The organism is Lachnotalea sp. AF33-28 (genome assembly GCF_003477885.1).
In the GTDB taxonomy this organism is placed as follows: Bacteria; Bacillota; Clostridia; order Lachnospirales; family Lachnospiraceae; genus AF33-28.
Genome location: NZ_QUEE01000010.1, coordinates 182,735 through 195,912, shown reverse-complemented (window position 1 = coordinate 195,912; position 13,178 = coordinate 182,735). Strand labels below are relative to the sequence as shown.

Annotated in this window: 12 protein-coding genes; 1 reads left to right on the top strand and 11 read right to left on the bottom strand. The window is 50.0% G+C overall.

Going from position 1 to position 13,178, the window contains the following annotated elements:
• Positions 1–67: 67 nt before the first annotated feature.
• The 11 genes from DWZ56_RS15175 to DWZ56_RS15125 all read right to left on the bottom strand — a co-directional run bounded on the left by DWZ56_RS15175 (position 68) and on the right by DWZ56_RS15125 (position 12,149).
• A complete protein-coding gene (locus DWZ56_RS15175; RefSeq protein ID WP_118557477.1) occupies positions 68–1,993 on the bottom strand; it encodes a beta-glucoside-specific PTS transporter subunit IIABC in 1,926 nt (641 codons plus the stop codon).
• A gap of 155 nt (positions 1,994–2,148) precedes the next feature.
• A complete protein-coding gene (locus DWZ56_RS15170) occupies positions 2,149–2,688 on the bottom strand; it encodes an AAA family ATPase (RefSeq protein WP_118557476.1) in 540 nt (179 codons plus the stop codon).
• A 20-nt stretch (positions 2,689–2,708) separates the two neighbouring features.
• The gene (locus DWZ56_RS15165) at positions 2,709–3,629 is read right to left on the bottom strand and encodes an alpha/beta hydrolase fold domain-containing protein (RefSeq protein ID WP_118557475.1); all 921 of its coding nucleotides are present in this window, start codon (positions 3,627–3,629) and stop codon (positions 2,709–2,711) included.
• A 26-nt stretch (positions 3,630–3,655) separates the two neighbouring features.
• Positions 3,656–4,198: a DUF4276 family protein gene (locus DWZ56_RS15160; RefSeq protein ID WP_118557474.1), complete on the bottom strand. Its 543-nt coding sequence runs from the start codon at positions 4,196–4,198 to the stop codon at positions 3,656–3,658.
• A complete protein-coding gene (locus DWZ56_RS15155; RefSeq protein WP_118557473.1) occupies positions 4,195–5,376 on the bottom strand; it encodes an AAA family ATPase in 1,182 nt (393 codons plus the stop codon). Before DWZ56_RS15155 ends, DWZ56_RS15160 begins: the two co-directional genes overlap by 4 nt.
• 86 nt (positions 5,377–5,462) lie before the next feature.
• Positions 5,463–7,082 (bottom strand): hypothetical protein, encoded by a 1,620-nt coding sequence (locus DWZ56_RS15150; RefSeq protein ID WP_118557472.1) that lies wholly within the window; start codon positions 7,080–7,082, stop codon positions 5,463–5,465.
• A gap of 179 nt (positions 7,083–7,261) precedes the next feature.
• Positions 7,262–7,921 (bottom strand): recombinase family protein, encoded by a 660-nt coding sequence (locus DWZ56_RS15145; RefSeq protein WP_118557471.1) that lies wholly within the window; start codon positions 7,919–7,921, stop codon positions 7,262–7,264.
• Between the two features lie 290 nt (positions 7,922–8,211).
• The gene (locus DWZ56_RS15140) at positions 8,212–9,060 is read right to left on the bottom strand and encodes a sugar phosphate isomerase/epimerase family protein (protein ID WP_243095293.1); all 849 of its coding nucleotides are present in this window, start codon (positions 9,058–9,060) and stop codon (positions 8,212–8,214) included.
• The gene (locus tag DWZ56_RS15135; protein WP_118557470.1) at positions 9,061–10,077 is read right to left on the bottom strand and encodes a Gfo/Idh/MocA family protein; all 1,017 of its coding nucleotides are present in this window, start codon (positions 10,075–10,077) and stop codon (positions 9,061–9,063) included.
• 25 nt (positions 10,078–10,102) lie between these two features.
• Positions 10,103–11,266 carry a Gfo/Idh/MocA family protein gene (locus DWZ56_RS15130; RefSeq protein ID WP_118557469.1) on the bottom strand — a complete coding sequence of 388 codons (1,164 nt, stop codon included), beginning with the start codon at positions 11,264–11,266 and terminating at the stop codon, positions 10,103–10,105.
• 124 nt (positions 11,267–11,390) lie between these two features.
• Complete coding sequence (locus DWZ56_RS15125) at positions 11,391–12,149, bottom strand: sugar phosphate isomerase/epimerase family protein (RefSeq protein ID WP_118557468.1); 759 nt, start codon at positions 12,147–12,149, stop codon at positions 11,391–11,393.
• Between the two features lie 195 nt (positions 12,150–12,344).
• On the opposite strand from DWZ56_RS15125, the gene DWZ56_RS15120 reads away from it, so the two are divergent.
• Positions 12,345–13,178, top strand: a complete 834-nt coding sequence (locus DWZ56_RS15120) for an AraC family transcriptional regulator (protein WP_118557467.1) — start codon at positions 12,345–12,347, stop codon at positions 13,176–13,178.

Genomic DNA, 13,178 nt, shown 5'->3' with positions numbered 1-13,178 from the left:
GTTTCCGCAGCCGGATCCGTACCATGAACCCGGCTGGCGTATAGCTGCCTGGTGGTACCGCCGTTTTCTACCGCAGCTCCAGCAGTGCTTCTCCCGTCTTCACATGCGCGGACGCTATGGTTTCCACTGCCTCATAGCCGAAATGGTTGGATATCACAACCGGCGTGATCACATCGTATCCTTCTGCCTTTATCGCGTCCGCATCAAACTCCAGTATGACGTCGCCGGCCTTTACCGTATCCCCGGCCGCCTTTTTCACTGTGAAATATTTTCCCTTTAGATTGACCGTGTCCAAACCCACATGGACCAGCACTTCCGCGCCGTGATCGGTGATCATGCCGAAGGCATGGCCGGTTTCAAACACGGATACCAGCCTTCCGTCTGCCGGCGCACATACCCTGCCTCCGACAGGCCGGACAGCAACGCCCTTGCCGAGTATTTCTTCCGCAAAAGTAGGATCGTTCACTTCCGCTAACAGCACGACCTCCCCCTCCAGAGGGGATAAAAGGACCTCTGCCTTCCTGACTGCGTCGTCTTCCGTATCCACAGCAACGTTTGCATCTTTACGCTTCCCTGCTGCTTCTGCGCCATCCGTGCCGGAAACCGCCGTGCTGTCCGCATCTATGTCGTCGGCAGGATCTCTGAACATGAGGTAGGAGATAATAAAGGCGCTCACCACGCTGACCGCGGCTCCAAGGCAGGCGAAAGTAAAGCTCTGCAGGGTATCCCCGCCCAGATAGCTCGGCAGAGTCAGAAAACCCGGAGATCCGCCGGAATAGTTTTTCACATTGAGAATTCCCATCAGGAAACCGCCGATACCGCCGCCGATCATGGATGCATACAGCGGCGTTTTAAACCTAAGATTCACGCCGTAGAGAGCCGGTTCCGTAATGCCGCACACCGCGGTGATGCCGGCGGAGGAAGCCAGCTGCTTGATTTCCGACTTTTTGCTCTTGAATGCCACCGCCAGGGCGGCTCCGCCCTGAGCCACATTGGATCCCAGCATGCCCGGATAAATCAGCGTATCATATCCGATGGTCATCCGGTTATTGATTCCGATGGGGATCAGGCCATAATGGGTTCCGGTCATGACAAGGAGCGGGGTCAGAGCGCCGACCAGCGCGGGCACCAGCCAGCTCACGTAGTGATTCAATCCGTTCACCGCGGATCCGATCAGGTTGCTGATCACGGTGCCTATGGGTCCGATCACCACCAGACCCACGGTTCCGGTGACCAGAATCGTAATCAATGGCTTTGTAAAGAATTTCACAGCCTTCGGCGAGATCCGGTCCGCTATGGGCTCCACATAGGACATGAACCATACAATCAGTATGATCGGAACCACGGAAGAGGAATAGCCCGCATTGGTGATCGGCAGCAGAAACAGGCGGATCGCCTCGCCGCTCTCTTTGGAAGCTGCCACCATGCTCACAAAATCCGGATGCAGGAGAATTCCACCGAGCATCATCGCCAGATAAGGGTTGCATCTGAATTTCTTTGCCGCCGAATTCGCCAGGAGGATCGGCAGGAAATAAAAGGCGGCATCCGCCATAAAGTTTAACACCTGGTAGGATGTTCCGCTCTTGTCCAGCCAGTGAAAGGCTGAAAACAGCGCCAGCACGGCCTTGATCATACCGGCCGCAGTGATCGCCGGAAGGATCGGCGTGAATATGCCGGACAGCGTGTCCACCAGGCGTTCCAGGAACTTTTTGCCGTTCTTATCCTCCTCTGCTCCGCCCTCTGTACTGATCTCACACATCTCGCTCAAAGGTTTATAAACGCTCGCCACATCGCTGCCAATCACAACCTGATACTGGCCGCCTTTGCTCACAACGCCCATCACCCCGTTTAATTTTTTCAGGGCTTCCGTATCGGCTCTGCTCTCATCCTTTAGATTAAAACGAAGCCTGGTTGCACAGTGGGCGAGCCCGGAGATATTGCTCTCTCCGCCGACTTTTTCCAATATTTCTTTTGCCAGTTCTTTATAATTCATCGGTAATCCTCACTCTCCTAGTAATCGTCTCGCTGCATTGCTTTTTCACTCGCATAGTATGTGTGGTTTTGCAGCATTTGAAACGCGGATTAAAGGACTGATGAAAAAAAGCGCATACTTTTTAAATGTATGCGCTAAATAAAAGGACATGAAATTTAAAGATTCTGCCGAATTATCTCAAAGTTCTTCTCCAACGGCAGGCTTCCGTCCAGCAAAATCTGGCGGCACTGCAATTTTTTCTGCCATTCATCATGTTTGGACTTACTTCTCATATCCAAACCGCCATTGTCATAGGAAGCCGCCCAATCAATGAAATCCCGATGGGTTTCATACATATCCCCACTCATATCAATCCTGCTGCCAAAATTCTCCCGTTCTCTTTTTCTTAACCTGGCAATCCGTATTGCAGTATCTGTTTCTACGCGAATTGCCAATGTAAAGAAAGGTATGAGCTCATCTCCCCAATCAACCAGCGAACCTGAAATAACCACCCTGTCATATTTTACAATATTATTTTTCATCAGTGTAAGCCTGTCAGAGCGGTTTCTTTTCAACGTATAGGGGGGATTTGTCGGTTCCCAAAAATAATCGTCTGTATCCATGAAAAAATAACCCAATTTATCGCTGATAAACCTGCCTATAGCAGAAGTTCCCGAACCGGATGCACCGTATATATGTATCACCTGTTTATCCATGTTTTAAGTCCTCTCACGGATCAAACCTCCCTGAAGCAGGCCCGTATCTCCTGCACCAGATACATTTCGCAGTCCCTGCAGTACGCTTCCTGTTCCGGTGTCCGGCGCTCATCCTCCGCCGGATAATCCGGGCGGTTTACCTCCAGAAATCCGTGCAGCGCCTGCGGGTATTCCTTCACTTTTACAGGTACGGATACATCGATCAGCCGCTTCGCATAAGCGATGCCCTCCGGCTTTAACTCATCCTTTCCACAGATGATAAAGACCGCCGGGCATACTCCCGCCAGATCTTCATCTCCTGCTATCAGCGGGGATATGTATTTATGGCCGCTTCCGCCGTCAGGAAACAAAAACAGCTTCAGCCCATCTTCCGGAAGCAAATGATCCGGATCATAGGTCAGATCTGTGGGCGGGTATACCAGCATCTGACATGCCAGGCGGATACCCTCATCCTTCAGCAAAAGCGCGGCGGTAGCCGCCAGCTGCGCGCCCGCGCTGTGGCCTCCCACCGCCATGCGTCGTTCATCAATTCCATATTCCATGGCATGATCCGCAAAGTATTTCACGGCGTCCGCCACTTCTCTAGTCGCATAGGGCAGCGGTTCCTCATCCGCCTTCGTATAGTTTACGTTGACCACAAATGCGGGCAGTTCATCCGCCATCATCTGGCAGAAGCTCTCCATCAGCACCGCGTCCCCGCCCAGCCAGGCTCCTCCGTGCATATTAAACAGCACCGGAAGCCGATCCTTAGAAGTTTGTGCGAAAGGGCGGTACAATAGCGTCTGCACAGGTTTTAATCCTTCCCTGGGTATGGAAAACCTGGTTCCGGCTGTCCGCTGCATGGCGGCCCGCTTCCGGCCTTCTTTCAGCCCCGGCACGGACTGCCGGTACTGCTCGGCGGCCTGCATAGCTAATTCTCTGTTTTCTTCTTTTTCGGTCATCTGCTACCTCCAACAACAAATATTAATCAGCTGCAAAACTTTCTGATGCCAGAAACAAAATAATTAAAACTCGTGGATGTATTATTTTCTATGTCCATATACGCTGCGATTCTTCGAGCACCATCCAATTGCTGGTGTTTGGGAAACAGTTTACGCAATTCATCTTTAGGATTTCCAATATTGTCTGGATTTCGAAATTTACTTTTCAGTTTTAATGCTCTGACATCCTTACCATAGGCTAGAGAAACTGCATTAAGATCACCGAAATGCCATGACTCCAGCTCTCGACAGGCAATTCTTATCAACACCTCCCGTTGATAAGGCTTTGTCAGCTCTTGCAGTTTAGATTTTACATCTCTGCAATCAGCACTGTCCTGATCCTGAACTATCACAAATTTTATATCTGCCTGACGCCATGCTTTAAGTTTATGAGGTATAGACTCCTGCAAATCACTTTTACCGCTATGAGGTATTGTCTTATAACAAATGTCTGGCGGTAAAATTTGAGGTAAAATAATATCAAGCACTTCCTTCATAGATTTTTCCTCTAACAAAAAAATAATTGTCATTCAGACACCTCTTCTATCAGTAAGCCCTGTCTCCATAACTGACCAAGCAAATCACCGGCAAAGTACAATTCTTTAATTGTTTTATTTTCGGAGGCTTTATAAACATGGGTATATCCATCCTTTTTAACTAAGCAGAATAATTCTTCCAATCTAACCGCATTGAGAAAATCCGGTGAATGGGTGGATATGAAAACCTGACCGCCTTCTTCCGAGTAGAGTCTGAACTCTTCGGCCAATTCAAACAATAGTTGCGGATATAACTGATTCTCCGGTTCTTCTACACAAAGAAGTGCATGTTTTTCAGGATCCTTGAGTAAAATCAGGTATGTGAACATTTTAATCGTCCCATCTGAAACATATCTGGATGCGAATGGATCTTTAAAATTTCCGTCTTGAAATTTTAATACTATTCTCCCGTCTTCCGTTTCCTGCGCCTCAATTTTAGATACCCCTGGAACACGCGTCGCCATCGCATCAAGTATCTCCTGAAAAATTTTTCTGTGATTATCATACATGTACTTTGCAACTAATGCAAGATTATCTCCTGATGTAGAAATTCTTTCACTATATCCCGCATCCTTAACTCCTCGAGCCTCTTCAATATGAAAATCCGATACATACCAATCTTCTATTAAACGTCTTAGCTGTGAAACAGCTATAAATTCTTTAAATTGACCAAGTCCCTTAATTGCTAATATGTCTGGTGAATCTAGTTTCTGCGGACTTCGGTCCGCAAGCCTTACATCCTCATACTTAATAAGCTCTCCATCTGCTGCAACTCCAACACCAAAAGAGAATTCCAGAACTTTCCACGGTGCTCCGGTTTGGCCCCTACGAAATCTCATGACCTCCTGCTTTATAGCCGGCTTCTTATTATCCTGCAAACAGATCGATAGTTGATACGTAATAATAGGTTCATCTTCAGACGGACGAAACTTTATTTCAAATTCTATATCCCCCTGCTGTCCCCTGGATATTACCTCATTAAAGCCACCTCGTTTCGCCAAGGCCGCCCTAATATTTAACTGCAATGCATCATGAAGAAAACCAAAAATATCAAAAAATGTGGTTTTCCCCACTCCATTCATGCCAAGGAAGACCGCCATATTAGGTATATTTTCTACCTCAATATTTTGAAATACTTTATAATTTTTAACTCGGATCGATTCAATTTTCATTTAGTCCTTCCCTTCAAATAGCATAATAACTTCAGTTTATGTACTAATTAAATTACCACATCACGGTTAAAATCTCAAGTTATCCCCTAGTATATTTCCATACTCGCAAAAACTTCATACGGTTCATTTACTAAATGCCTTCCAAGCGTTTTGTAATCAACCGCAAACAATTCAACCGAACCGAGATATTCATCCGTTACCTTCTGCCGGAACCGGGCCTGGGCCTCACCGCTCAGCGTAACCTCTCCGTTCTGCAGTGTTTCCATATCCTCCGGCCGATTGCTCGATACGCTGAAGCTGTCTTCGACCGTTTTTCCGCCTTTATTGTCTAAAAAATACACCTCGTATTCCAAGGATCCCTCCCCCTGGAACAGATTGTCCTTAATCTCCAGCAGGCAGGGCAGCCCGTCACCGCCTTCCGTCAAAAACCAGTCAAAGTACTCCCCGGTATGTGCTTTGCTTCCTTCTTTCCTGTATATCCTCTCGGTTTCACCGCTTTCACTGATCCGGTAAACGTCCCCATAGATGGTATAACAATCATCAAACCAGCTGATCACAATCATTTCATCCCTGCTGTCACGGTTCACATCCGCGAAATAGAGCAGGCTGTTGTTCGGATCGTACTTCGAACAGAACAGTTTTTTATATATATCCATCTCTTTGCCGCCGCTGTCTGCAGTTTCCTGATGCGGCACATCAAAAGTGGTCAGTTTGGCATACTCCTCTTTTATTGTTCTCTTCACTGCGGCCAGACCGCCCGTCCGTTCATTTACCTTAGAGGCTGTGTCCAGATCCGTCAGCACAGTATCAATCAGCTCTATTGCAGACCGGCACTGCGCTGCGGTATCGTTGGAAACCGCAAGTTCCCGCATCAGTTCATACATCCGCCTGTTCGTTTTCAGATAAGCGGCCACAGAAGAACATATCCGCTCTGTGGATTCATCGCTCCCGTCAGCCTCATGCAGAGCCAAATTAAAGCGGTCCAGCGCATCTGGCAGCAGAGCATTTCTGAAGTAGAGTTCAGCCGTCTCCACATATTTTTTGCCTGCCGTTAATTTCACGCACATGCAAAGCAGTACACGGATTCTGTCAGGCTGCGCATCTCCTGCAACTGCAGCAAGCATTTCTGAAACTGCGTTTTCCACATAATCCGCAATAAAGCAATCCGCTGCATTCCATCTGTCCCAATCCACTTCGTCCGGCTTCACTCCGTACCGCGCAGGGCCAAATTGATACAGAGTTTCCCACAGGGATAGTCCGTCCTGCACCAGAACCATAGCACCGCTTTCACCGACGGATAATTTGCAGTCTAAAAGCGGCAGCAGATCTTCAGCCGGAAGATACAGACGCCCGTTATAATTGTAATATCCGCCAAGATCATAGGAGCTGTTCAGGACAGTGACCGTCTTCTGATCCAGATTGAGCTTTACTTCCTTTATCCTGCGAGCCGGCTCAACCTGACTGTCAATCCGAAGGAGCTGTTCCTCGTATTGATAGGTATAGCCGGTGTATCTCGCTAAATCATCCACCGACATATATATGCTGCCGTCTGATTTCAGCACACAGATATCAAAAACAGAAGAGCCTTCTTGCAGCTTGGCCATCCGGGGCAGAAAATCTCCCGCCGCCCTCGCGCTCATACCGTTACCGGCCAACACACTCCCCACAATGAACAGAATAAGAAATAAACACATACATTTTTTCACCCTGCCCTCCCCCTCTTTCGGTGAACAGACAGCCGCAGCCGTCACTGTATGTACAATACCATTTTATAACTTTGCTGCCGGCTTTTCAACTGTGATTTCATCCGCGATCCGCTGATCTTTCGCAGAGAGCAGGCCCACCGTTCAGAGGTACCGATCAAGCGGCGCACAGCGGGGCAGAATTATGATTCTTCTGCTGCTAAAGACCGGGATTTATGATAGAACCGCCTTTCCCTTCGGTTTGCCCGCCGGTATTCCCGCAGTCTCCGGTAAAAGGTGGCTTCGCTCGTATTGCATCTTTTCAGGACTTCGTCCAGACCGATCCGTCCATTCTCCCAGGCGGAAACCATTTCCGGAAAACATCCGGGCAGGGAAAGCCGCGGCCTTCCGAACCGTACGCCCCTGGCTTTTGCCGCCGCGATGCCTTCCGACTGCCTCTGCCGGATATTTTCCCTCTCGTTCTGCGCAACAAAGGACAGGATCTGCAGCACGAGATCCGCTATAAATGTTCCCATCAGGTCTTTCCCCCTCCGGGTGTCCAGAAGCGGCATATCGATCACGCAGATATCTACCCCGATATCACCTGTCAGGATGCACCACTGCTTCTGTATCTCCTTATAATTGCGGCCCAGCCTGTCTATGCTCGTCACATAGAGCAGATCCCCGCGCTGGAGCCTTCTGACCAGCTTTTTATATTGTGGCCGTTCAAAATTGCTGCCGCTCTGTTTGTCCATATAGATTCCCCTCTCCGGCACCGCTTTGCTCCGCATCGCGATCAACTGCCTGTCTTCGTTCTGGTCCGTGCTGGATACACGTATGTACCCGTAAATTTTCCCCTGCATTTCAGCCTTTGCCCTCCTAATCCTCTGTTAAAAGATCCCGTACCCTATGAAACAAAACCGAATCCCGCTCGCGGGATTCTCCGCCTGCGGCGGGCCGCTTTAATGACATAATACCATCCCGCCGCAGTGCGGCCCTCGCAGAGCGTTTTTTATTACATAGGAGAGTTCGGAGAACTTTCTTATGTAATAAAAAAGGCACCCGCCTTGTATTTTACCGGCATATTCCGCCGGTAAAATACAAAGTAAGGTGTCTCCTGCGATTAAAAGTATAAAACATTCAGTTTTATTTGTCAAAGGTTCAAAAGCTTCTGCAGTCCGCCGTAAGCCTTTTTATAGGCATCGATTCCGTCCTGCTCCTTTTTCCTGCGCACGGATGCCTCCAGCGTCTCCAGACCGCTAAAATTGGTCAGATGAGGCTCCAGACTTAAAAATCCCTGAAACTGCTTTTTCTCCAGCAGTCCGAAAATCTCCGCCACATGGCCGTCGCCCTCTCCGGCCACCACCACTTCGCCGTCGGCCATCAATGCGTCCTTCACGTGAACATAGGCGATATAGGGTTCCAGCATCCTGTAGGCCTCAAGCGTATCCTGCTTGCACTGTACAAAGTTGGCGAAATCAAAAATACACCGGAAATGCTCTCCCGCCAGTGCCTCAAACAGCTCCAGGCAGCGTTTTGCGTTGTCGCCGTAGATTCCCTTTTCATTCTCATGAAACAGGATAACCTGATGTTCTTCGGCATATTCCTTCATCCGCGCCAGCCGCCGGATCACTTCCTCACGGTAATCCTCCGGTCTTTCCCCCTGCGGAATGTAAAAGCTGAACATACGGATATTCTGTGTATCAAACAACTTCGCCAGCTCCACCACATGGCGGAATTTCTCAAAATGCGGCTCAAAATCATCCGTGATACCAATCTTTCCGATTGGGGAGCCGATGGCTGAAACCCGGATGCCCGCCGCGCTCATCCGGTCATGAAAGCCTTTTGCCTGCTCCGTAGTCATATCCGCCACGCCGATGCCGTCCGCCGCGCGCAGCTCTATGTATTTCTGTCCCAATTCCTGCAGCGTTTTTAGCTGAACATCGAAATCCCGGTTGATCTCGTCCGCAAAACCTGAAATAAGGCAGTCTCTTAACATCATTTAATCCCTTCCTTCACCGTTGTATTTGCTCTTCGCCGTCTCATAGGCTTTCAGCATGAGCCAGACCGTGTGCTCCATCGCGTTAAGCTCCATGGGAAAAGGCTTTCCGCTTTCCATGCATTCATAAAAGGTTCGGATGCATTTCATATGTCCTGCCCCCCAATAACTTTTGCCGAGCCGCCCATCATCGTTAAAATCCTGTTCCAGCCTGCCGCCGTCCCTCATTCGGACGGTCACAGTCTCTTCCTCTATCCTGACCCGCGCCTTCTCACATTCCAGCTCCACAAGCGGGGGCAGATCCGCCCCGTAACCGGTGGTCACATAAAAGCTCGCCGCCGCATCGGGATATACAATCGTCGCCGCCATCGTGTCCTCCACCTCTATGATGCCCTTCAGGTGCTGATTATCCATGACTGCATCCATGCTCAAAGGCTTCTCACCGATAAAGTACTGCAGAAGATCCAGCGTATGTACGGACTGGTTGATCAGCGCTCCGCCGCCCTCCGTCTCCCAGCGCCCCCTCCAGGAGCTGTTCCGGTAATATGCTTCATCCCGATGCCAGTTCACCAGTCCTCTGGCACAAAGGATCCTGCCGTAAGTCCCCTTCTCCAGCTGTTCCTTTACATAGCAGACGCTATTGTTAAAGCGGTTCTGGAAACAGATTCCCAGACGGGCGCCGCCCGCCGCTTCCTCTACCGACTGCTTAAGCTGCTCCCACTGCCCGTTATCGATCACCGGAGGCTTTTCCATAAATACATGAATTCCACGCTTCAGCGCGGCTGCCGCCATCGGCACATGAAGATAATGAGGCGTGCAGATATGCAGCACATCGATCTCTTCCTGATCCAGCATGGTTTCCAGATCATAATACGGTTTTACCCCATACTCGGACGCCATCTTATCCGCCTGTTCGGGCACGCAGTCTGCCACTGCGGATAATTCCGCCGGCTCCAGCCTGGATATGCAGCCCGCATGCACCTTAGCGATGCTCCCGCATCCAACAATCGCACTCTTCATAGCTGTTGTTCCTTCCTCCCCGGCCTTATGCGCCGTAGCTGCCTTCCGTTTCAAACGTGGCCTCAAGAACATTTTCTTTCGCTTTGGATTTCGCTCTGCGTTTATTAAGTTCCTGTAAAAACAGGTCCTCATCAAACGGAATCTCCACCGGCCGCCCAAGCCAGCTGGACAGATGCATGGCGTTAGACAGCGTCAGCCCATGAATGCCCTCTCTGCCGTCCGCCACCAGGGGAGTTCCTCTAAGGATTGCGCCGGCAAAGGCTGCAAGTACGCCGTTATGCTGTGGATTCTCTCCGTCGGTCACAATTTCCGAAAATCTGCCCCTTGGCTTTGCAAAACCCTCTTTCGTCGTGAAGCAGAATTCCCGTTCACTCTGATCCAGCTCATAGACCTCTATACGGTCGTTCTCGCATACGATCTTCGCCCGTTCCAGATCCACTTCAAAACGGTTTGTTCCGGGCGCGTCCGCGGTGGATGTGATGAAGACTCCGGTAGCTCCCCCCGGATATTCCAGATAAGCGGTCACATCGTCTTCCACCTCGATATTATGCCATTTGCCCTCATGGCAGAACGCCTGCACTCTGGAGGGCATGCCGCAGATCCACTGGATTAAATCCAGGTTATGGGGGCACTGGTTTAACAGCACACCTCCCCCTTCTCCGTCCCAGGTGGCTCTCCAGTCACCGGAATCGTAATACGCCTGGGAGCGGTACCAGTCCGTCACAATCCAGTTTACCCGCTTGATGTTTCCGTATGTCCCGCCGGTCACCAGTTCATGCATCTTGCGGTAGATATGGTTGGTTCTCTGATTAAACATCATGCCGAAGACCAGGTTATGCTTCATGGCCTCCTCATTCATCTCCCGCACCTGCTTTGTATACACTCCCGCGGGCTTTTCGCACATGGCGTGGAGCCCCTTTCTTAAAGCAGAGATCACCAGCCTGGGGTGATCATAGTGCGGGGTTGAAACGATGACCGCATCGATGCCGTCATATTCCAGTAGTTCCTCAGCGGATTCAAAGATCCTGGTGCCTTCCGGCAGATTTTCCCTGGCCCATTCTCTCCTGGAAGCCTTTAAATCCGCCACCGCCGCCAGCGTCATATCCGGCACCTCTCCGTTGGCAATGCGCGTGCTGTGGCTGCTTCCCATATTTCCTATACCAATAATTCCCACTCTGACTTTATCCATATCCATCCTCCACTCATGTCACCAACCGCAGGTTGATGACTTGCGCACACTTCAGTGTGCTTCCTCTTTTCATGTCACCAACCGCAGGTTGATGACCTACGCACACTTCAGTGTGCTTCCGATATTACTCATATCCAAGTTTTTTCAGATTATCATAGCTCTTTCTCAGGCATATAAAGGGCGATTCCTGACAGGTATCCTGCTCCACCAGCGCGTATTCACAGCAGCTATTCTCCAGTGCATCCATAATGGCCTCAAAATTCATATTGCCTTCCATCACCGGCGCCATCACCGCTTCTCTGCGTACCATGCCCCGGTCTTTTAAATGCACGCAGGGAATCCTGTCTTTGCACTTTACTATCCACCGGCATACATCGCCGCCCGCTGTCTGTACCCAGTAGGTATCCAGCGTAATCCCCATCTCATCCGGTGCAAAGCCCTCCAGAAGATAATCCATCAGGTATTTTCCATTCACCTTCTCGAATTCAAAATCATGGTTGTGATACATAAGCAGCATGCCCGCTTCTTTGATCTTTCTGGCCGGTTCTCTGAAATCCTCAATGAAATGTGAGATCCATGCCTCGCTGCGGTATTTATCCGGCATACTGCCAAGCCCGATATAGCGGCATCCCATCATCCGGTGCTCCTCGATCAGCCGGTCCGTATCGTTTAAAATCCGGTTGACGTCACTGTGTGTAAGAACAATCCCTAGGCCCGCCTCATCACAGATTTCCCGCGCTGCCTGCGGCGTAACCGCGCTTCCAACTGCCGAGAGTTGGACATAGGAGTAGCCCATATCTGCAATCTTTTTTACCGTACATGCAAAGTCGGACACTGTCTGTGTGTAGAGTCTTACCGTATAAAGCTGCGCACCAATTTTCATAATTTATGCCTCCCAAGCCTTCCCAATCCAATTAATTTTCCCGCCGGCGCTGCGAATATAATGCAGCGGCGGTGCCGTTGTTCCAATCATACTCCATTCCTGCGGAAAATAGGATTGCGAAACGCAAAATAAGTATTGCAAATATAGCCCTGACATTTTATACTCTTATTAAAATACTACCAACAGGAGCACATTATGGCAGCAGATTCTTTTCTGATCCCCGATCCCCAATCCATCCGTTTTTCCGTCAGCCACTACCGTTCCTCTGAGTATGAAATCCATTATCATACATTTTACGAGCTTTACTATTTCGTGGGCGGGGACGCCGACTATCTCGTGGAAGGCACCGAATACCGGCTGACTCCCCACAGCCTGCTCCTGCTTTCCCCCTACGCGTTTCACGGCGTCCGTGTAAATTCGGATGCGCCCTATGTCCGCTGCGTGATTCAATTTGCACCGGAAGCTCTGTCCGCCGAACGGCGGGCCTTTCTGCTGTCTTCTTTCCCCGGGAGTAAAAAAAACTCCCCGAAGGAAGTTTTTTATGAGCATACCGAACAGTTCGGTCTCTATGACTGCCTGGACCGCCTGATCCAGTCGCAGAAGCAGCCCGCCGCGCTGCGGGAACAGTACTATCCGATTTATCTGGAAGCGCTGCTGGCTCAGGTTTCCCTGATGTGTCAGACTTTAAGCCCAACCCAGGTATCCAGCAGCGCCCCGGAAGCGATTACAGATATCTTGAGCTATCTCAACGATCACCTGACGGACCCGATTACGCTAGACGGCCTCTCCAGACGTTTCTATATCAGCAAATACTATATGAACCGGGCATTTAAAAGGGCCACCGGCACGACGGTCATGGATTATATCATCAATAAACGCGTCATCATGGCCCGTCAGATAATACGAAACGGGCAGACAGCCGCAGATGCGGCCATAGCGTCGGGCTTCGGGGATTATTCCTCCTTTTACAGAGCTTATAAAAAGGTGATCGGATGCAGCCCGGCAGAGGATAAGCAGAGCTTAGGGTAG

Excerpts from the sequence above, each read along its gene's own strand:
- DWZ56_RS15160 (WP_118557474.1), bottom strand. The coding sequence starts at position 4,198 with ATGACAATTATTTTTTTGTTAGAGGAAAAATCTATGAAGGAAGTGCTT.
- DWZ56_RS15165 (WP_118557475.1), bottom strand. The coding sequence starts at position 3,629 with ATGACCGAAAAAGAAGAAAACAGAGAATTAGCTATGCAGGCCGCCGAG.
- DWZ56_RS15145 (WP_118557471.1), bottom strand. The coding sequence starts at position 7,921 with ATGCAGGGGAAAATTTACGGGTACATACGTGTATCCAGCACGGACCAG.
- DWZ56_RS15155 (WP_118557473.1), bottom strand. The coding sequence starts at position 5,376 with ATGAAAATTGAATCGATCCGAGTTAAAAATTATAAAGTATTTCAAAAT.
- DWZ56_RS15140 (WP_243095293.1), bottom strand. The coding sequence starts at position 9,060 with ATGATGTTAAGAGACTGCCTTATTTCAGGTTTTGCGGACGAGATCAAC.
- DWZ56_RS15175 (WP_118557477.1), bottom strand. The coding sequence starts at position 1,993 with ATGAATTATAAAGAACTGGCAAAAGAAATATTGGAAAAAGTCGGCGGA.
- DWZ56_RS15170 (WP_118557476.1), bottom strand. The coding sequence starts at position 2,688 with ATGGATAAACAGGTGATACATATATACGGTGCATCCGGTTCGGGAACT.
- DWZ56_RS15130 (WP_118557469.1), bottom strand. The coding sequence starts at position 11,266 with ATGGATAAAGTCAGAGTGGGAATTATTGGTATAGGAAATATGGGAAGC.
- DWZ56_RS15125 (WP_118557468.1), bottom strand. The coding sequence starts at position 12,149 with ATGAAAATTGGTGCGCAGCTTTATACGGTAAGACTCTACACACAGACA.
- DWZ56_RS15120 (WP_118557467.1), top strand. The coding sequence starts at position 12,345 with ATGGCAGCAGATTCTTTTCTGATCCCCGATCCCCAATCCATCCGTTTT.
- DWZ56_RS15135 (WP_118557470.1), bottom strand. The coding sequence starts at position 10,077 with ATGAAGAGTGCGATTGTTGGATGCGGGAGCATCGCTAAGGTGCATGCG.